Below are 18701 nucleotides of genomic sequence, written 5' to 3'. Positions count from 1 at the left end.
CCGCAAAATTAAGGTAAAATAGACGATTGGTGAAGTATTGAGAAGGGATGTTTATTCAGAAATCGTTATCATTGATAAGAAAAACATCATGACCATGAGAAAAATTGATCAGCTTCTTTCGGAATACGGCGAGAGCCATCAAAACCCAACCAATAAATTGATTCACTGGATCTGCGTGCCAGCCATATTCTGGAGTATCGTAGGTTTGTTTTGGTCCATACCAAATGATTGGCTAGTGGTGATATTTTCAAAGACACATAGCCCTTTTTTGAATTGGGCTACTATTGGCTTGATGGCCGTATTGATGTATTATTTCACTTTATCTTTTTCACTATTTGTTGGTATGGCTGTAGCTATCATGGGCTTTTTGTACCTGACTTTGTTTGTTGAGCAGTTGGGCATTGCTCCTGTTTGGCAAGTGAGTATCGCGGTATTTGTTATAGCTTGGATTGGGCAGTTTTATGGTCACAATGTGGAAGGCAAGAAACTTTCGTTCCTTAAGGATGTTCAGTTTCTACTGATTGGTCCGGCCTGGTTGATGCATTTCATTTACAAAAAAATAGGGTTGCCTTATTAAGGTCAACCCTGATTTATAAACCGTGTTTTAGGCGTTTAGTTGCTGCCACTCCATGGTGGAGTCACATCATTTACTCTGGCATAAGCGATCAACTGACCTTTATGCTCGTAGCTATGCGTCGCAATGATCATGATCAAAGAGCGCTTGGTAAAGGTGCCGAAAGGCAAGGTCACCATGTCATTCATTTGATCGTCATTTACAGCATCAACTGCAGCTTTTGAAAAAGCATAAGCATCATTGATAGCCTTCAGAATTTCAGCCTTATCCGTGGTCGACTTCTCTAAGGCTTTAGTGTCTAACCCTTCTGGAAGAGGTGTACCCAAGGCACTTGATAAATTGTAAGTGGATGCTGCGATATGCAAAATCACTTCAGAAGTACTTCGCACGTTTTCTCCAGGTCTCCAGGCATACTTTTCCTGTGGAATTGCTTCAATTAGCTTAACAATCTGGCCCTGACTGTAATTCATGCTGCCTGTAAATTCTTGCTGATAGGTAGTTGGTTGTGCAGTTTCTTGCGCTGTAGCTAAGAATGGTGCAATGAGTAAAATGTAAAGTAAGTTTTTCATGGAATATGTTTTTAGTTCAGCAGTTGAAACGGCCATACACAATTAGTGTTAGGAATAGGACATCTTTTTTTAGTTTTGAGACATGACAAAATACATTGCACTATTAAGAGGTATAAACGTGAGCGGTCAGAAGCTGATCAAGATGGACGCATTGAGGACTTCCTTGAGTAAGCTCGGTTATGACAACATTCAAACCTATATCCAGAGCGGGAATATTGTATTTGAAACCTCTGAGTCCAACCAGAAAAAAATAGAAAGCCAAATTCATGAAAACATCAAGGGTACTTTTGGCTTTGATGTGCCTGTGATCGTTCGTTCTCAAAAAGAGTGGAAAGAGACTTTCTCCAACAATCCATTCGTCAATGATCGCAGCGAAGAAATCACTAAACTCTACGTGACTATTCTTGCTGATGCGCCAAGTCAAGAGAACCTCAAAGTATTAGAAGACTTTCATTCAGGACCAGAAGAGTTTAGTATGGTAGGCTCGAATCTATATTTGTTCTATGCGAATGGTGCTGGCAAGTCCAAGCTTGATCACAATACGATAGAGCGGAAGCTGAAAGTAAAGGGGACCTCAAGAAACTGGAAAACTACAACAAAGCTTATGGAAATGTTGAATGCTTAGGTCCACTCGACCAAAGCAATCTCAGCAGGCACACCCCATTCTTGAAAACGCTCCAACCAAAATAATTGCTTCTCGGACAAATGATCATTCGGTGATTTTACCTCATAGAATGAATAGTCATTTTCTTTCCAGATGAAAAGGTCAGGAAATCCAGTGGATCGGTTTTTGGGATCGATGGCCATTTCTGCTAAAAGGGATTTGATTTGTTTCAATTTCGCAAAGGCTAAAAACTGCCACATCGCTTCAATCATGCTTTCATCCCAGTGTACAAAGGGATTAGATATGCCTTGGTGCAATTCAAGACTGCTCTCTAGTATCTTTGAAAGATGCTTTTTAGATTTTGTTTTTTGTAGCTTTTCTGCAATAGCTTCTTTGCGCTTGGCGTAAAAATCCTTACCGTAGATGTCTGAAGGGTTCCGTTGCAATGGTTGGTGTAAACTGTTGTATTTGGGGTCGAAAATTTCTTCCCAAAAAAACAGTCCAAAGACATTTCTACAAATAGAGTTTTCAGAATGGTAGCCTTGGTAGCCTTTTGCCTCGAAATAAGCCAGTGCACCTTGCTCCACCCGATGCAGGTAGCTTTCGTCTACCGAAATAGAAACCCCTTCTTTTTGTCTAAGGGTGGTTGTTTTTAGTTTTTTATCCAGCTTGTTGATGACATCCAATGCGATATAGTATTCTTTGTTATCATTGGGGCCTTCCAGGATTTGTTTTGCTTGAGTCAAAGATTTGTCAAAATCTTTTTGCTTGTTGTAGATTCGGATTCGTCGTTCTCTCAGTGGTGAAGCAGATGAGATATGATACAACTCAAGTGCTTCCTCATAGTGTTTGTGCTTTTCCAGGTGGTAGCCAACTTTGTGCACTAGTTTCTCTGCTCGTTGTTTGGCTTTGTCCATGTTGAGAAAATAGCCAATTTCAATTTCTTTGAACCATGCATACATGGATAATGGAGAAAGCGCCTCTTCTAACAAATAAAACTCTTTGTTCAATTGTGAGAGTTGCATCACGGCTTCGGCTTCTTCTCTTGAATCGAATGAGGTGCCTAACTTCGACTCATCTATTTCCATGAATTTGGCATGACCGACATCACGTATGACGAAGTCAGACATGTCTCCATGGTTATGCCCAAAGAAAAATAACTTGATCATATCCAATTCCTCGCGTGCGCCTTGGGTAATAATGGAATTAGTATAAAAAATTTGTTGTAGAATTTCAGCATCGTGTCCTTCAAGCAGACCCAAAATCAACTCGTCTTTTTTTAGTTTCTTATCGACCTCAATATCCAAAGGATTTAGCATTTGTATGATTTCCGGCTTGTTGTATATATTGATCAGCTGATAGCACTCTTCAATCTCAAGGAAGGGCTTGTTTATGAGGAAGTTTTGATCCAATAATTCTTCATGAGCATCATTTAGATTCGCTATTTCAGAATAGATCAATTTTTCTTTTCTAAAGAATAGCCCCTTCCTATTGCTAACCCTAACGTACAGACACTGGGCATCTTCAGAGAGTGTTGTGAAGCCGGTAACAAATGCTATTTCATTATTTGAAAGAAGCGGTTCATACTTGTCCATGACAAAACTGAGAACATATTTAAAATTGTCCAGATAGTATTTTTCAGGCAGTATAATTTTGTCATTATTGGCCATGTCTTACAAAAATAGAGGCAACTAGTACCTTTTTTTATTTTCCTACGTTTTATTTGACACGCGAATCTCTGAAATGATCAATTACTATCACATCTTGGGTGTTTCTTCCAGTGCGACTGATGCAGAGATCAAGGCCGCATTCAAATCGAAGGCATTGAGCTACCATCCTGACAAGCATGCAGGCGATAAAAATATGGAGGAGTTATTCAAGCAAGTGAATGAGGCCCATCAGGTACTGTCCAACCCGTACAAACGATCCAAGCATGACATGATGTTGAGATATGGAGCTTCTGCTCACGGAATTGCCAATCCAATTTATAGAAGAACATATCCATCGCAAAGAAGAGAAAGATACTATGCACCACAAATGAGCAACTGGAAAGCAACGGCTTATGCCTTTCTATTTGCTTTTTCTGTAGCGCTGGTCATCACCACAGGCATGTACCTCAATAGGCAATATCAGGAGCGTCAAAAAGCAGAGTTATTAGCAGGAAGAAGAGCCGTTTTCAATGAAGTAAAATCAGTGCATCATAATGGCGATCTCGAACAAAGCCTTCAAATGATCAGTAGTATGGGGCCTTTTTGGTTCGAAGAAGAGGATATGAAGGACTTCAAGGATTTGTTATTGAAGGAAATCAAGGACAAGGGAGATCAGTTCCTGTCTGAAGGTCAATATGAAGAGGCCATAAATCACTATGATATGCTCAAAGATTATTCTGTGAGCAATACAATTTCATACTTAAAGAAAATGGCTGCGGCCTATCAAGGCATGGGAGAAGTAGGAAAGGCATTGGAGATGTTCCAAATGATGCACTTGTATGGGTACCGAACCACTAGTTTTTATTTGGAGATGGGTATGCTCTATGAAGATGGAATGAAAGATTTAGAGATGGCGTTGAATTACTACCAAATTGGGGCAGATTTGGCCTCTTCTGAATATGAGGTAACTATTGGCAGCGCATATCCAATAGTAATCAATGCCAATATGGTTCCACCGACGCATTATGACATTTACATGAAAGTAGCTCAGACTCATTTAGAGCTGAATCATTATCAGGAAGCTGTCGATGCCGTTGCATGGACAAAAGAAATTTGGGTGGATAGCTTGTGGCAATACCAGATTGAAGGCCGAGCCTTGCAAGCAATGGGCAGATCCTCTGCGGCAAGAAGAGTTGTTGCTGCGGCAAAAGCTATTGATCCCAATTTTATGCTAGATGTAGATACATACGACCGCTAGTCAAATCTTTTCCTATAGCAAATGTTTAACTCTTATTTTTGGATAAAAGCTATTCCTCATGTCATTAGTCCAGAGTTGCCAGTTTTTCTTTTTATGCTTACTGTTCCTTAGTAATTATTCTTATAGTCAAAGACCTGCGACCGCTGTCTTCGATATACAAAACTATCAGTTCGATATTGTTTTGAATGATACCAGTGACGTTGTGGCTGTCACAGCAGTACTTTCAATTCACTATCCAAGCTCCGTTCCTGAGTTTACGGTTTTAGATTTTGCTAATGCCGGGATGAAGGTAAAGACCATGTTCTTTGGAGAAAAAGAGGTCGACTATGTTCATCGTTCAGATGTGTTGCGAATTTCTACGCCGAATACGATTCAATCCGGAGAATCAGCTGACTTGATAGTGACTTATCAAGGAGTCCCTTCGGATGGTTTGGTTATTTCTCAAAATAAACATGGAGAGCGGACTTTTTTCGCTGAACATTGGCCGAATCGAGCGCACCATTGGCTTCCAGTAATTGATCACCCTTCCGAGAAAGCTACCTGTGAATTTAGAGTAACTACTCCCGCCAAATATCAGGTAGTGGCGAATGGAGATTTGCAAAGTGAAGAACTCGTGGATGCAGGTTGGAAACAAACCGTCTGGAAGATGAGTAAGCCCATTTCATCAAAAGTCATGGTAATTGGTGTGGCTCCATTTGTTACTAAAACCTTAGATAGAGAGGGGATGATTAAAGCTTGGGTATACAAGGAGTCACAAGCCTTGGCACTTCATGATTTTTCAGAAGCTCCAGCCATCTACGAAATGTTAGTTGATTATATGAAAGGTTATCCTTTTTCAAAGTGTGATCAGGTAGAATCGAGTACAAGATTTGGAGGCATGGAGAATGCAGGAAATATATTCTACCCTGAAACTTCCTTAACTGGAGAACAACAAATCAATCAAACCATAGCTCATGAAATAGGACATCAATGGTTTGGAGATGCCGTGACCGAGGCCGATTGGGCTGACCTTTGGATCAGTGAAGGGTTTGCTACTTTTTTTGAAAATTACTGGGTGGAAAGAGCACTTGGCCCAGATAGTCTTTTTGCCAAACTGCAAAAAGAGGAGAAAAAAATACTAGACTTTCAGAGAGAAAATCCTAATCAAATGATTGTTCAACAACCTGTAGAAAATTTGAATAAACTCATGAATCCAATGACCTACGATAAGGCGGGCTGGATGCTGAGAATGCTTCGTTATCAGGTGGGAGAGAATACCTTCCAAAAAATCATACTCGCCTTTTATGAGCAGTACAAATATGATATTGCCAGCACTCAGGATTTTATTGCTGCTGCTAATGAAATTTCAAAAGCGAACTTGGATAAGTTTTTTAAGCAATGGTTTTATACCCCTGGAGCACCTGAAATATGGTATAGCTGGAATTATAAAAAAGGAATATTGAATCTGAGTTTTGAACAACAAACAAACTTCGTTTATCAATTGGAATTTGATATTCAGGTTGAACAAAAAAGCGGCTCTACTGTAAACAAGAGGGTTTTACTAAGCGATAAAACACAGGTTATTGAAATTCCATGCGAACGGGTTAGTGATGTAGAGATTGATCCTAACAATGTTATCCTTGGAAAATTTACAAGAAATGAGTTCGAATAAAGCCACCATAAGAGAAGGCACCATTGAGGAAGTCGTTAAGATAAGCAATCAAATTCCCGAATTTGACAGTCCGTATGGTAGAGAAGAATACCTGAAAAGATTGGATGGCAAAAAGTATCTTATTGCTATAGCAAAAGTGGAAAATGAGTTGGCCGGATTTAAAGTGGGCTATGATAAGTTTGGGAATACATCTTTTTATACCTGGATGGGAGGTGTGTTGCCAAGGTTTAGAAAAATGGGATTGGCCAAAGCACTAGCCGGCTTTCAGGAACAGTTTGCAGTTGAAGAAGGATTTGATTCTGTTATTTTAAAAACTCGAAACCGTCATAAAAACATGCTTCACTTTGCTATTAGTTCAGGGTTCGGAATTGTGGGTTTGGAGCACAGACCCGAGCAGTCAGAAAACCGAATTCTACTAAAGAAGCAATTAAAATAACGAGCATTGCTTCTTTTGCTTAATTCTTTCTTGTTTTTAGAGTCATACCCAATATTATTGAATAAAATTTATCAAATGAATATTAATATCAGACTGCTTGTTGTCTTGTTGTGTGTTTCGACTTCTCTTTTGGCTCAAGAGAAATACACTATTTCCATCGACTTAAACAAGGTGGTGGATGACAAAGTAAAAGTTGTCTGTCAGGTGCCAAAGGTAGAAAAAGAAGAGATTGAATTTCGTGTACCGAAGATTGTACCAGGCACTTATTCCATCTACGATTTTGGACGGTTTTTTACTGACTTTAAGGCATTTGATACTGATGGTAATGAACTTGTTACAGAGCAGTTGACAGATAATCGTATTTTAATAAAGGGGAGTGAAAAACTTGCTTTGGTCTCCTATTGGATCGAAGATACTTTTGACTCTGAGAAAGGGAATTTTGTATTTGAACCAGCAGGTACCAATATAGAAGAAGGCAAGAATTATGTGATCAACACTTACGGTTTTGTAGGCTATCTGCAGGGCATGAAAAACTTTGCCTACGAGCTCCATATTGATTACCCAAAAGGGATGTACGGAGCTTCTGCGTTAAATAAGGATTCTATCAATGACTCATCAGATGTTTTTCTGGCGCCAAATTATATTGACCTGGTTGATGGACCTATCATGTATTCCTTGCCAGATACCACTACCTTCGAAATAGGAGGGGCGGAAATACTCATTGCAGTTTATTCTCCGAATAAGGTGTTGGATCCAGTATTCGTAAAAGAACAGATTGAGCCAACGCTAAAAGCACAATACGAATACCTTGGTGAGCTTCCGGTTGCTAGGTATGCATTTATTATATATCTATTTGATACCAGTCCTATTTCAGGCAAGTTAGGCGCTTTAGAGCATTCGTATTCGTCGTTTTATAGCCTGCCTGAAATTGACCCTTATCGCCTGACTCAGGTGATCCGCGATGTAGCTGCTCACGAATTTTTTCATATTCTCACGCCGCTCAATGTTCATTCTGAGGAAATTGGAAACTTTGATTTTATCAATCCCAAAATGTCGAAGCACTTATGGCTTTATGAGGGAATGACTGAATATGCTGCAGGCTTGGCTCAGGTAAAATATGGAGAAATGTCACTGGTGGATTATTTGAATGTTTTGCTTAATAAGATTGACCAATCGACTTCCAGATTTGATGACCAGTTGCCTTTTACCGAATTGAGTCTCAACTGTCTGGGAGAGACAAAAGACCAATATGGCAATGTCTACCAAAAGGGTGCTTTGATTGGGGTGGCGCTGGATATTCGATTGAGAGAGTTGTCTTATGGAGCGTATGGCGTTCAGGATATGATGCAGGATCTCGCTAAAAAGTATGGAAAGACACAGTCGTTTAAAGATGAAGAATTGTTTGATACCATTACCGAAATGACTTACCCACAGATTCGCGAGTTTTTTAGTACATACGTAGAAGGGACTACGCCTATTCCTTATCAAGAGGTGCTAGACAAGGTAGGCATATTATTTGAGCCTGCCCGAACAGAAAAAGAACTTTCTCTGGGGCACCTTAGCTTTTCAGTCAATGAATCAGACAATCGACTAATTATTCAGTCCATAGATCAGATGAATGTATTTGGTATACAAATGGGTTATGAAGTAGGCGACATCATCTATAAATTCGATGGAGTAGAAATTGATATTGAAAACTATGAAGAAGAATTTTGGGCTTTTACAGATCGCCATCAGGTAGGTGATAAGATTCAAGCAGTAGTTTTACGAAGAGATGAAAAAGGGAAGCTTAAAAAAGTAAAACTGAAGGCGGAAGCTATTGAAATCAATCGAAAATTTGATGCTTCTATTAAGCTTTCGGACAACCCCACTGATGCTCAGTTGAAATTGAGAAAAGCGTGGGTTAATAAATAATTCTTGTGTTAATTCATCTAGAAAGTTGGCACGTAAGAAATTTAGAAATTTCTTCAAATTAATTCTCCTATAATCATTGGGTTCGCTTGTAGATTAATGTAAAATTTTCCATTTTACTATAGAACTAATTCCTACATTGATATGGCGAAGAAAGGTAGTGAGAAAAAAATATTTGTCCTTGATACATCAGTAATTCTCTTTTCACATGACTCCATCATGAACTTTGCGGAGCATGACATTGGGATACCCATTACGGTGCTGGAGGAGTTAGATAATTTTAAAAAAGGCAACGATACATTAAATTTTGAAGCGCGAGAATTTGCCAGACTATTGGACGGATTGGCAAAGGATCACATGCTCCAGGATTGGATTCCACTCAATGGAAAAACCAAAGGAAAATTTAAGGTGTTGATGCATTCAGAGGCTGATCCCGATTTCGATGCGGTAAAAATATTTGGCGATAGAAAAAATGACCACAAAATTCTAAATGCAGCACTCAGACTAAAAAAAGAAGAGAAGGGTCGTAAAGTCATTTTGGTTTCAAAGGACATCAATTTACGGTTGAAAGCAAAGTCTTTAGACCTGACTGCGGAAGATTACGAGACTGGTAAAATTAAAGATGCTTCTGAACTCGTTACAGGTAAGTATGAAATTAGCAAAGTGCCAGCTACTGCCATAGATACCTTATATAAGAAAGGAGAAGTAGACCCTAAAAAAGTATCCAAGGACTACGAGTTCCATAATAACGGATACTACATCCTAAAGAGTCCTAAAAATTCGGCCTTAAGCTTTTACAATCCATTGACGGAAAAATTGGGTCATGTAGAAAAGAAAACGGTCTACAACATCAAACCAAGAAACGCAGAGCAAGCTTTTGCCATTCATTGCATGATGAATCCTGATGTGAGGCTGGCGGCAATCACCGGCATGGCTGGAACAGGAAAAACCTTGCTGGCACTCGCCTGTGCATTGGAGCAAAAGCGAGAATTCAAGCAAATATATCTGGCCAGACCCATCGTTCCACTGAGCAATAAAGACATTGGTTACCTGCCTGGCGATATCAAGTCCAAACTCAACCCCTACATGGAGCCGCTCTGGGATAATTTGAAATTTATACAGAATCACTACAAAGAGACCGACAAAGAGTACAAGCGATTGACTGACATGGTGAATCAAGAGAAACTGTTAATTACTCCATTGGCCTACATTCGAGGAAGAAGTTTATCCAACATTTACTTCATCGTAGACGAAGCTCAAAACCTGACACCGCACGAGGTGAAGACAATTATCACTCGAGCTGGTGAGAATACCAAAATTGTATTTACGGGAGATATCCATCAGATCGACACCCCATATCTGGACTCTCAAAGTAATGGTTTGTCCTATTTAGTAGATCGTCTGCAAGGGCAAGAACTCTTTGCTAATATTAACCTTGAAAAAGGTGAACGGTCGGAGTTGGCTAACTTGGCAAATGAACTTTTGTAATGACAGGCGGCATAGGGTTTTCAAGGCAGGGCAGACAGAGTTTTGATGATAATCGAAAACTCCTGAAGGATACTCAGCCATTTTATAAAACAAAAAAAGACAAGTATTTTTCAAAGAAAAAAACCAAATTCAAGGTTACAAGAGAAGATATTCATTACTTGATGATGGTTAAAAAAGCTAAGGCCAAACAAGCTGTTCGAAATAAGATAGGAGTATTTATTATGCTACTTGCGGTAGTTATTTTGATCATTTGGTTGATGGATATGTGATTTTAGAGCATTGAAATGTTTTTTTACAAATGGCAACCGCTGATGTAATGTGGTATGGCTATTGGGTTACAGTGACCTATCTTCTTCATAGTTCAAATACTCAATCAAATGTTTCAAAAACTCATCAATACAGAAGATTTACTCATCTTATTCATTGCTCGAATTACATTGGGCATTGTCATTTTTCCACATGGAGCTCAGAAAATATTGGGCATCTGGGGAGGTCATGGATTGCAGCCGGTTATGGATGCTTTCCAGCAGTGGTTTGGTATACCTTCTTTCATAACTGCACTTGTTGCTTTTGCCGAATTCTTTGGTATGATCGCTATCCTGCTTGGCCTTTTTTCAAGGTTTATGGCTGGGAGCTTCATCCTCGTGATGATGGGAGCCATCTATTATGTCGTTCATGATCACTTCTTCATGAATTGGTATTCCGAACAACGCGGCGAAGGATTCGAATTTCACTTGCTGGCCATTGGCCTATCTCTAATCATTGTTATAGGCGGATCGGGAAAGTTTTCTATCGACCGATGGCTGATGAAAAAGATAAAGTAGCTAAAGACTTCTTTTCTCTGGCTCCTTCTTCTTGCGTCACGTTGTAAGACTGTAAATGTTTAGGCCTTTGCTTTTTGAGTCTCTGATTTAGAAAACTTAAACAAGTCTAAAAAGGCCATGCCATTTAAACCAGGCCCTTGTCGACTAACTTTCATCAATTTTTTCAAGAATTGCTCCAATGGGAATACGCAGAGTGCGATCATCACATCGATCGCAAAGTCAATGACTGGTGTACTCTCTATACCCAAGGTGCCACCAGCTACTGTTTGCAAAAATTCGATTACCATTACTATGGTCAGGATGGTCAGTCCCTCTGTCACTAAAACGTATTTTTGCTGAGCTTGTCTATTCATAATCACTGAACCAAAGACCAGCCCTGTCATGAAAATAATCTGCAACCCATAGAACCAAAGTGTTTGCCAGTAGGGTGGTTTGATCGTGAATTTCACTGTATCCAACTGCTGGATTTGGCCAAAGTGATCACGAGAGCGAATATCTAGTTTGTAATGTCCTGGTGGCAGGTAATTGAAGCTGATCTGATTGTTGGTAGACCACTCAGACCAGTTGTCATTTAGCCCACTAAGCATATATTGATATTCAATTTGCAAAAGGCCGCGATAATCCGGTCGTGCCATTTCAAAATAGAAGGAATTTTCATCATGTTCGAAAGCAATTGGACCCTTTACGTTGATGTTTACATCACCCTTGTTACTCTTGGCTTCGCGCAAATACATGTGATTTTTCCAAACCAACGAATCATCTTGGCTTGGATAATACTTGAGCAATTCATGCGAGTCGTCGATCAACCAAATATTGTCTCTGTAGTTGGTGATGAATGACATATTCGGGAACAGCCCGAATATCTCTCGTTTGACCAATGACTTGTTACGATTGATTTGATACCAGGCTTCGCCATTGTTTACCCAGACTTTGCCTCCATGCTCTTGCAAGTGTTTGACAGGCCGACCTATTGTCTGCATAAGGGTGGTGTCTTCCAGAATGGTGTCTTTTGCGCCGTCTAGATAGAAGTATCCAATGGAGTTGATGAGATAGAGTTGGTTGTCAATAGCCGCTATTCTTACTTCATCAATGAACTGATTGTGATATTTGTACTCGCGAAAATCATGGTAGGTGGAGGACAATGAATCGTATCTGTAAAGGTGACTTGGGGTCGCAAACCAGGTAATGCCATTGTGTTGATGAAGTGCACTCAACACCATTTCACCATGAAAATCGATTTGATCTTCTTGTACCCAAATTTCGTCTTCGTGGTTGTACAGCTTGATCTCATTGTAGTGATTGGCAATTACAAGACGACCTTCATGATTGTCGATAAAGGTGAATCTAATGGGCTCATGAACTACTAGCTCCGCGGTGTGCTCGTATTCTTTTTCCTTTCTATCGTATTCTTTTATGATTTCGTATAGTCCGTTTGAAGAAGCTACAAGTAGTTTTTTCTTGTAGCGAATAAATTTTTCACACTTAGCTTCTATGCCTTCCACTTTGATAAATTCGTAGCCAGAACTCACCAGATGTTTTTTTACACGCCGTTCATATTTTGTTGTGGATCCTTTAGTTCCGCCTGACGTGGGGCCTTTTTTCTTTCCTCTGGACCGCTGTGCTTTTTGTTGCTTTTTGGATACAGAAGCAGTGGTAGCAGTAGCTCTACCCCCTTTTACAGGTACATAATAAACAGTGTTTTTGTAGTTGAGACTTTTCTCTAAATAGAAGACTCCTTTGCTGGTTGATACATACAAATGTCCCTTGAACCAATAGATGTCTTTGAGGTTTCCTTCCAAACCGTGGTAGTTGGTAAAACTTCTAAATGGAACACCGATTTCCAGTCTTGACAATCCGAACTCGTGAGAGATCCAAAGGCCACCTTCATGATCCCGGCCAATGGTGTAAATTTCGTTGTCAGGAAGTCCTTTGTCGTGGTTGATAACATCAACAATTTTTGACTTTCTGTTGCTGTAAAGTATAATACCATCCTCTAGTGTACTGAGTGCAAAATGGTTATCGTCCACCCATACGCCGTTGTTCACAAACGACTCATGCTCGGTAAGGAACTTAGACATCTTACATTCATAAAAATTCTTTTTTCTGTAGATATAGACCTTGTTGTCCATAGTCCCAGCTACATATTGTTCTCTGGTAGGGTGCTTGTCAAAAAATAGGAATTGAGCATTTTCTGGTAGTTTCCAGTCTAAATCGTCTACCAACTGATCTTCATGATAGCGGTAAATCTTTTTGTTGGTTTGCACCATGATGTCACCATCTGCTTCAAATAGATAAGTGAAATGCTCATCCGGGTCATCCAGGTAGTTGATGAATGATTTGTGCTGTCCCAAATGATAACGAATGACATTGGTTTCACTAATGAAAAAGGCCAATGAATCACGAACTATGGTCTTGAAGTAGAGGCTTTCATCAGTTTTGTTGGGGTTCAATGAGATGAATTGATATTTGCCATCCTGGAATCCAAATTTCCCAAAATCACCGGCACAGCCAACAAAAATATGACCTAGGGAGTCGAAGTCGATAGAGAGCGCTGCGCTAGGTGTGGCTTTAAACTCCCAGTTGTTGCCTTCATAAAGCAAAACCCCTGATCTGTTGGCTATACATAGCTGACCATCTTCATTTACTTTCAACTCAAAGTTGAGGTTATCCAAGCCATCAACGTCTAGTGAATAATGAGAAAGAAGAAAGTCACCTTTTTGTGCTTGAACACAATGGAATATCACTATGAATAATAGGAGGAGGTAGCTTTTTAATTTAGACGTTGGCATCTGAATTTGATTTAGTATGGAAATACTTCTTAGTCAAATATAATAAGGTTGCGAATATTAACCTTCGGGTATTTTTTATTAAAAAATGAATATTGACATAAGTTCAGTAATCAGCTCATTTATGCAGGAGTAATGAATTAATCAAGATTTAAATTCATGCTCCTTTGGGAGTCTTATATATTTGCCTATCTTTTGAAAAACAGTCTTTAATACTTGAAAATGGCCAATCACAGAGAAAAACTCGGAAAATTTCTTGAGAGCCCAAAATTCCAGAATTTTATCGTTGGACTAATCATCCTGAATAGTATCACTATTGGGATGGAAACTTCTAAACCCTTGATGAAGAGTTTTGGGGCTTTCTTTCAGTGGATCGATGATGCGATCTTAGCTGTGTTTGTCATAGAGATTGTCTTGAAGCTGTATGCTTTTAGCTATCGATTTTTCAAAAGCGCCTGGAATATTTTTGATTTCTTAATTGTAGCAATTGCCGCTATACCTGCTGCCGGTTCATTTTCTGTGTTCCGTACGGTGCGAATTTTAAGAACCCTTCGTCTGATCAAAAATGTGCCTAAGCTTAGGGTTATTATTGAAGCACTGATCAAATCTATTCCAAGTATTGGATGGATTATGGTCTTGTTGGTCATGGTGTTTTACATATTTGCAGTGTTGGCTACAAACTTATATAGTCAGGATTTTCCTCAGTGGTTTGGAGATATCGGTGAGTCCATGTTTACGCTTTTTCAAATCATGACATTGGAAAGTTGGTCTTCCGGCATTGCTCGACCAATGATGCAACAAACACCGCATGCATACATTTTCTTTATTCCTTTTATACTCATTGCAACCTATACTACGCTCAATATTTTTATAGCAATTGTGGTGAACACCATGAATGAGATGCATATGCAGGATGTGAAAGAAGAGGAGGATCTAAAGTCTGAGATCACCTTGGCTGAGCACCGCAAGTCTCAGCATCAGATAGAGATGCTCAATAGAAAAATAGATAAGCTGATAAAGGAGATTAAAAAATAAAAATCCCACCACTCGTCAATTCGAATGATGGGATTCTAAAATCAAACTAGGAAAATTATTTCTTTATACGATTAGAGCAGACTGAAAGTTTAGTCTCAAGGCAAAAGCAATGAGGTGTCACCATAACTTAGGAATCTGTAATCATTGTTTAAAGCTTCTTTATAGATCTTTTGCCAATCTTCTCCAACAAATGCGGCTACTAACAAAACCAAAGTAGAGGCAGGCATATGGAAGTTCGTAAATAGCCCATTGGCTACTTTAAAGGTATAGCCAGGGTAGATGAAAATCTCTGTTTCTCCTTTCAATTCATCCAAATCCAATCCATCCATTTTTTTTAAAATAGCTTTCATTGCATCCTCCAATGAGACACCCTGGAGGTGATTTTCATAAGGATCATTTTTTTCGACAAAAAACTTGCTAGAACTATCTTGAGAGAGCTTCACACCATACCAATACAAACTTTCTAAAGTTCGCAAAGCCGTCGTGCCTACAGGAATAATCGGCCCATTGGTAGATAATATACTTTCAATGTTGGTTCGATTCACAATGATCCTTTCATTGTGCATATCATGGTTTTTGAAATCAGTGTCTTTGATTGGACGAAATGTCCCCGCACTTACATGGAGTGTTACGCGATCTTGGTTTACTCCTTTTTTACGGAGTGACTCCAGTATTTCATCTGTAAAGTGGAGACCAGCTGTGGGAGCCGCTACGGCACCTTCATTTTCTGAAAATACAGTTTGGTATCTTTCTTTGTCTTCAGCTTCTTCTTCGCGATTGAGGTAAGGGGGTAGCGGTACGTGCCCTGCTGCTTCCACTATGGATAGAAATTCTTGATCGCCTGCCCACGAAAACTCCACCAGGTTTTGTTCGCGATCTGCTAATCGGGCCTCAATGTTTAGGTCATCATTCAATCTCAATGAAAGGATATTCTCATCTTTCCATTTTTTTAGATTTCCTATCATACATTTCCACGTACACTTATTTTTGGCTTTCAAAGCTTTTTGAAATTCCGTATGAGGCAAGATGGGCTCTGTTAGAAAAACTTCAATTTGTGCGCCAGTAGATTTTCGAAAAAATAGTCGTGCTGCTATGACCTTGGTATTGTTGAGGAAGAGGAGGGCGTTATCTGGCACCAGGTCTACTACCTCTTTGAATGTCTGATGGGATATTTCGCCGGTTTGGTAGAGGAGTAATTTGGAGTCATCTCTATTCGCCAAAGGGTGTTTGGCAATTCGGTGTTCGGGGAGTTCGTACAGGTATTTTTCAAGCGAAGCAGAATCTGAAGCCATCTGATTATTTTTAAAGATTCAAAATTCTGATATTCTGGTCATAATGTGCAGCAAATGGCTAATTTTATTCAATCTTTATAGAGGAAGTCTCAAAAGCCTAAGTCATCTAAGAATAGTCACATTGAGGTTCTCGAAATGTCTGCCTTCGTTGCGCAGAAAGGCTTCGAGTACCTCAGCCTGACGGCTCATCAGGCTTTTGAGCCAGCCTTGTTAAATCAAATGCACTATGCCCTTAACTCTCAAATTCACTAAGCACGTTCTGAAATTCAAATTTGATGCGGGTACCTCACGAGGCGTATTAAAAACTAAGGAGGCTTGGATATTAAAGGTGTATGATTCCAATTCACCTAAGGTCTATGGACTAGGAGAGGCAAGCACGATTGAGCGATTGAGCTTTGACTACAGCGTGGATTTTGAAAATGAGCTGGAAGAGTTGAGTGAAAAATTCGCTCTGGAGGAGATGCCAAATACAGTGGAAGATGTTTTTGCACTGGTCAGAAAGACAGTTTCAGTTTATAGACCAGCTATTAGATTTGGGTTGGAAACTGCACTCTTGGATTTATACCATGGTGGACAATTCAAAATTTTCGAGAATGACTTTTTCAACAACGAGCAAGGCATACCGATCAACGGTCTCATATGGATGGGAGCAAAAGAATTTATGAAGCAGCAGATAGATGAGAAACTCAAACTGGGGTTTAATTGTATTAAACTGAAAATTGGCGCCATTGATTTTGATACCGAATGTGATCTGCTCAAATACATCCGATCCCAATATCCAGCAGATCAGCTGACACTCAGAGTAGATGCCAATGGTGCATTTGTGACGCAGGACGTATTGAAAAAGTTGGAACGACTAGAGGAATTTGAATTGCATTCCATAGAGCAGCCTATTATGCCCAAGCAGCCAGAAGCTATGGCATTGGTTTGTGAAAAATCAAAAGTTCCTGTCGCACTGGATGAAGAACTGATTGGTGTATTTGGGAGGCGTGAAAAAACAGAATTACTGAAGGATATCAAGCCGGACTACATTATTCTCAAGCCCTCTTTGGTTGGTGGTTTTGAAGCTACAACCGAGTGGATTGAAATCGCCGAAGCCCAGGGCATCGGGTGGTGGATCACCTCGGCACTAGAGTCCAATATTGGACTGAATGCTATTTGTCAATTTACCAATGAATATGAGTACATAGGACATCAAGGGCTAGGTACAGGCCAGTTATTCGAAAACAATATTCATTCACCATTGGCGATACAAGGCGAAGAAATTGTCTTCAATCAGACATTAAGTTGGGATTATGGTGATCTCAATTTCAATTAATCTTTGATTTTCAGGTGTTGATCGAAATGAATTGACATTCACCTTAAATGTCATGAACTTCTATTCATTAATGCAACAAGGTTCGTTTATTAACAGAGAACAACCACCTAAGGAAGAATTTTTGCATTCTATATTAAGGATTTGCTGGATGCTGCTGCCTCGTCAGTCAAGCGTTCAGCATTTTCTTTTCCCAGATACCTGTCAATCAAATGATGGCCTAAGTAGATCATTGGCGTGAGTAAAATTGCCACACTAAATTTATAAATGTAATTGATTGTGCCGACTGCCATCACCTGTGCAAAAGGCCACTGTGTATTTTCAGGCGCCAATAAATAAAAGGCGATAAAGAGCACAACAAAACTGTCGATCAGCTGAGAAATGAGCGTAGAGCCCGTGGCCCGCAACCATATCATTTTGGTGCCCGTGATTCTTCTCAATTTTTGAAAAACATATACGTCCAGCAATTGCCCAATCAAAAAAGCTATCAATGATCCTACTATAATGCCCAATCCTTGCCTGAAAATCGCTTTGAAAGCATAGTCGATATCGAAGGTTTGGCCATCAGGGTCGGTACCATTTACACTTAACCAAAAGTCAGCAGGAGGTAAAATCGTGATCACATAGATGATCAAAAAGGCAAAAGAGATCAATCCGGCAGTAAGAAAGCTGATTTTTTTCACGCCGGCTTTCCCAAAGTACTCATTGATAATGTCGGTAGTGAGAAACACCACGGGCCAAAGGATCACTCCGGCGGTAAGATTAAAATCCAATACAAAATCTCCAAACAATCGGATCTGGGCTGGATTGACACCTATCGATTTCTCAGCGGAAAATATCTTCACACCAACCAATTCTGCCAGTAGTGCACTTGTGATGAAGATCCCAGCCAATACAAGGAATAGGTTTGTTTTTTTGTTTTGGAAATCAGGGGAGGGGGTGTTCATTTTGATCTAAAATATGATAAACAACATTGTAGGATTGAGCAGCATTGCCCTCTAGCCGGGCGGGCTTTTACTTTTTTCATTGCCAAAAAAGTAAACAAAAAGGCTAGAAAATTTTAAAACTCGTCCGATTATCATCGAACTCAAACAGTAAAATTTTCAATTTACTGTGTGTCTCCTTTCTAATTTTAATATGTGGTTATCAACATAATAAACCTTCAATGAGTCACCCTGTTTAAGATTATTACCGAGCCCTTGCGTCTGTCTGAATCCAATGTGATTTATATGATTCATGTTATAGTAAACGGTAATAGAGTCAATCTGGATAATTTCACTTTTTTTTGAAAAAAAACCTTGAGGTCTAT

General features: G+C 39.5%; 16 protein-coding genes. 11 read left to right on the top strand and 5 right to left on the bottom strand.

Annotated features, from left to right (window positions below; genetic code table 11):
* Positions 1 to 94: 94 nt before the first annotated feature.
* Positions 95 to 577, top strand: a complete 483-nt coding sequence (locus ACOQO5_RS11475) for a DUF962 domain-containing protein (protein ID WP_420581836.1) — start codon at positions 95 to 97, stop codon at positions 575 to 577.
* 35 nt (positions 578 to 612) lie between these two features.
* Here the strand turns inward: ACOQO5_RS11475 and ACOQO5_RS11470 are convergent, their stop codons facing one another.
* Positions 613 to 1143 (bottom strand): DinB family protein, encoded by a 531-nt coding sequence (locus ACOQO5_RS11470; RefSeq protein ID WP_420581835.1) that lies wholly within the window; start codon positions 1141 to 1143, stop codon positions 613 to 615.
* Between the two features lie 82 nt (positions 1144 to 1225).
* Here ACOQO5_RS11470 and ACOQO5_RS11465 point away from each other — a divergent pair, with 82 nt between their 5' ends.
* A complete protein-coding gene (locus ACOQO5_RS11465; RefSeq protein ID WP_420581834.1) occupies positions 1226 to 1768 on the top strand; it encodes a DUF1697 domain-containing protein in 543 nt (180 codons plus the stop codon).
* Here the strand turns inward: ACOQO5_RS11465 and ACOQO5_RS11460 are convergent.
* Positions 1765 to 3417: a VRR-NUC domain-containing protein gene (locus ACOQO5_RS11460; RefSeq protein WP_420581833.1), complete on the bottom strand. Its 1653-nt coding sequence runs from the start codon at positions 3415 to 3417 to the stop codon at positions 1765 to 1767. The genes ACOQO5_RS11465 and ACOQO5_RS11460 overlap by 4 nt on opposite strands.
* 73 nt (positions 3418 to 3490) lie before the next feature.
* On the opposite strand from ACOQO5_RS11460, the gene ACOQO5_RS11455 reads away from it, so the two are divergent.
* From ACOQO5_RS11455 to ACOQO5_RS11425, 7 genes are all read left to right on the top strand, one after another.
* On the top strand, positions 3491 to 4654 hold the full coding sequence (locus ACOQO5_RS11455) for a J domain-containing protein (RefSeq protein ID WP_420581832.1): 1164 nt from the start codon (positions 3491 to 3493) through the stop codon (positions 4652 to 4654).
* Positions 4655 to 4712: 58 nt separating this feature from the next.
* Positions 4713 to 6305 carry a M1 family metallopeptidase gene (locus ACOQO5_RS11450; RefSeq protein ID WP_420581831.1) on the top strand — a complete coding sequence of 531 codons (1593 nt, stop codon included), beginning with the start codon at positions 4713 to 4715 and terminating at the stop codon, positions 6303 to 6305.
* Positions 6292 to 6741, top strand: coding sequence for a GNAT family N-acetyltransferase (locus tag ACOQO5_RS11445; protein ID WP_420581830.1), 450 nt, complete (start codon positions 6292 to 6294; stop codon positions 6739 to 6741). The genes ACOQO5_RS11450 and ACOQO5_RS11445 overlap by 14 nt, the downstream gene beginning before the upstream one ends.
* A 75-nt stretch (positions 6742 to 6816) precedes the next feature.
* Complete coding sequence (locus ACOQO5_RS11440; protein WP_420581829.1) at positions 6817 to 8655, top strand: peptidase M61; 1839 nt, start codon at positions 6817 to 6819, stop codon at positions 8653 to 8655.
* Between the two features lie 141 nt (positions 8656 to 8796).
* Positions 8797 to 10140: a PhoH family protein gene (locus ACOQO5_RS11435; protein ID WP_420581828.1), complete on the top strand. Its 1344-nt coding sequence runs from the start codon at positions 8797 to 8799 to the stop codon at positions 10138 to 10140.
* On the top strand, positions 10140 to 10409 hold the full coding sequence (locus ACOQO5_RS11430; RefSeq protein ID WP_420581827.1) for a hypothetical protein: 270 nt from the start codon (positions 10140 to 10142) through the stop codon (positions 10407 to 10409). Before ACOQO5_RS11435 ends, ACOQO5_RS11430 begins: the two co-directional genes overlap by 1 nt.
* A gap of 108 nt (positions 10410 to 10517) precedes the next feature.
* Positions 10518 to 10964: a DoxX family protein gene (locus ACOQO5_RS11425; protein WP_420581826.1), complete on the top strand. Its 447-nt coding sequence runs from the start codon at positions 10518 to 10520 to the stop codon at positions 10962 to 10964.
* 59 nt (positions 10965 to 11023) lie between these two features.
* Here the strand turns inward: ACOQO5_RS11425 and ACOQO5_RS11420 are convergent, their stop codons facing one another.
* Positions 11024 to 13753, bottom strand: coding sequence for a triple tyrosine motif-containing protein (locus tag ACOQO5_RS11420; protein WP_420581825.1), 2730 nt, complete (start codon positions 13751 to 13753; stop codon positions 11024 to 11026).
* Between the two features lie 219 nt (positions 13754 to 13972).
* On the opposite strand from ACOQO5_RS11420, the gene ACOQO5_RS11415 reads away from it, so the two are divergent.
* Positions 13973 to 14785, top strand: coding sequence for an ion transporter (locus ACOQO5_RS11415; protein ID WP_420581824.1), 813 nt, complete (start codon positions 13973 to 13975; stop codon positions 14783 to 14785).
* 95 nt (positions 14786 to 14880) lie between these two features.
* Here the strand turns inward: ACOQO5_RS11415 and ACOQO5_RS11410 are convergent, their stop codons facing one another.
* The gene (locus ACOQO5_RS11410; RefSeq protein ID WP_420581823.1) at positions 14881 to 16077 is read right to left on the bottom strand and encodes an S-adenosylmethionine:tRNA ribosyltransferase-isomerase; all 1197 of its coding nucleotides are present in this window, start codon (positions 16075 to 16077) and stop codon (positions 14881 to 14883) included.
* A 226-nt stretch (positions 16078 to 16303) separates the two neighbouring features.
* Here ACOQO5_RS11410 and ACOQO5_RS11405 point away from each other — a divergent pair, with 226 nt between their 5' ends.
* On the top strand, positions 16304 to 17395 hold the full coding sequence (locus ACOQO5_RS11405; protein ID WP_420581822.1) for an o-succinylbenzoate synthase: 1092 nt from the start codon (positions 16304 to 16306) through the stop codon (positions 17393 to 17395).
* A 128-nt stretch (positions 17396 to 17523) separates the two neighbouring features.
* On the opposite strand, the gene ACOQO5_RS11400 is transcribed toward ACOQO5_RS11405, so the two are convergent.
* On the bottom strand, positions 17524 to 18339 hold the full coding sequence (locus ACOQO5_RS11400; protein ID WP_420581821.1) for a queuosine precursor transporter: 816 nt from the start codon (positions 18337 to 18339) through the stop codon (positions 17524 to 17526).
* Positions 18340 to 18701: the final 362 nt, after the last annotated feature.

Origin of the sequence: Reichenbachiella sp. (assembly GCF_965223055.1) — a bacterium.
Taxonomy (GTDB): Bacteria; Bacteroidota; Bacteroidia; order Cytophagales; family Cyclobacteriaceae; genus Reichenbachiella.
The sequence above is the reverse complement of the archived record's forward strand: the minus strand, read 5'-3'. Positions and strand labels throughout refer to the sequence as shown.

Excerpts from the sequence above, each read along its gene's own strand:
- ACOQO5_RS11475 (WP_420581836.1), top strand. The coding sequence starts at position 95 with ATGAGAAAAATTGATCAGCTTCTTTCGGAATACGGCGAGAGCCATCAA.
- ACOQO5_RS11470 (WP_420581835.1), bottom strand. The coding sequence starts at position 1,143 with ATGAAAAACTTACTTTACATTTTACTCATTGCACCATTCTTAGCTACA.
- ACOQO5_RS11465 (WP_420581834.1), top strand. The coding sequence starts at position 1,226 with ATGACAAAATACATTGCACTATTAAGAGGTATAAACGTGAGCGGTCAG.
- ACOQO5_RS11460 (WP_420581833.1), bottom strand. The coding sequence starts at position 3,417 with ATGGCCAATAATGACAAAATTATACTGCCTGAAAAATACTATCTGGAC.
- ACOQO5_RS11455 (WP_420581832.1), top strand. The coding sequence starts at position 3,491 with ATGATCAATTACTATCACATCTTGGGTGTTTCTTCCAGTGCGACTGAT.
- ACOQO5_RS11450 (WP_420581831.1), top strand. The coding sequence starts at position 4,713 with ATGTCATTAGTCCAGAGTTGCCAGTTTTTCTTTTTATGCTTACTGTTC.
- ACOQO5_RS11445 (WP_420581830.1), top strand. The coding sequence starts at position 6,292 with ATGAGTTCGAATAAAGCCACCATAAGAGAAGGCACCATTGAGGAAGTC.
- ACOQO5_RS11440 (WP_420581829.1), top strand. The coding sequence starts at position 6,817 with ATGAATATTAATATCAGACTGCTTGTTGTCTTGTTGTGTGTTTCGACT.
- ACOQO5_RS11435 (WP_420581828.1), top strand. The coding sequence starts at position 8,797 with ATGGCGAAGAAAGGTAGTGAGAAAAAAATATTTGTCCTTGATACATCA.
- ACOQO5_RS11430 (WP_420581827.1), top strand. The coding sequence starts at position 10,140 with ATGACAGGCGGCATAGGGTTTTCAAGGCAGGGCAGACAGAGTTTTGAT.
- ACOQO5_RS11425 (WP_420581826.1), top strand. The coding sequence starts at position 10,518 with ATGTTTCAAAAACTCATCAATACAGAAGATTTACTCATCTTATTCATT.
- ACOQO5_RS11420 (WP_420581825.1), bottom strand. The coding sequence starts at position 13,753 with ATGCCAACGTCTAAATTAAAAAGCTACCTCCTCCTATTATTCATAGTG.
- ACOQO5_RS11415 (WP_420581824.1), top strand. The coding sequence starts at position 13,973 with ATGGCCAATCACAGAGAAAAACTCGGAAAATTTCTTGAGAGCCCAAAA.
- ACOQO5_RS11410 (WP_420581823.1), bottom strand. The coding sequence starts at position 16,077 with ATGGCTTCAGATTCTGCTTCGCTTGAAAAATACCTGTACGAACTCCCC.
- ACOQO5_RS11405 (WP_420581822.1), top strand. The coding sequence starts at position 16,304 with ATGCCCTTAACTCTCAAATTCACTAAGCACGTTCTGAAATTCAAATTT.
- ACOQO5_RS11400 (WP_420581821.1), bottom strand. The coding sequence starts at position 18,339 with ATGAACACCCCCTCCCCTGATTTCCAAAACAAAAAAACAAACCTATTC.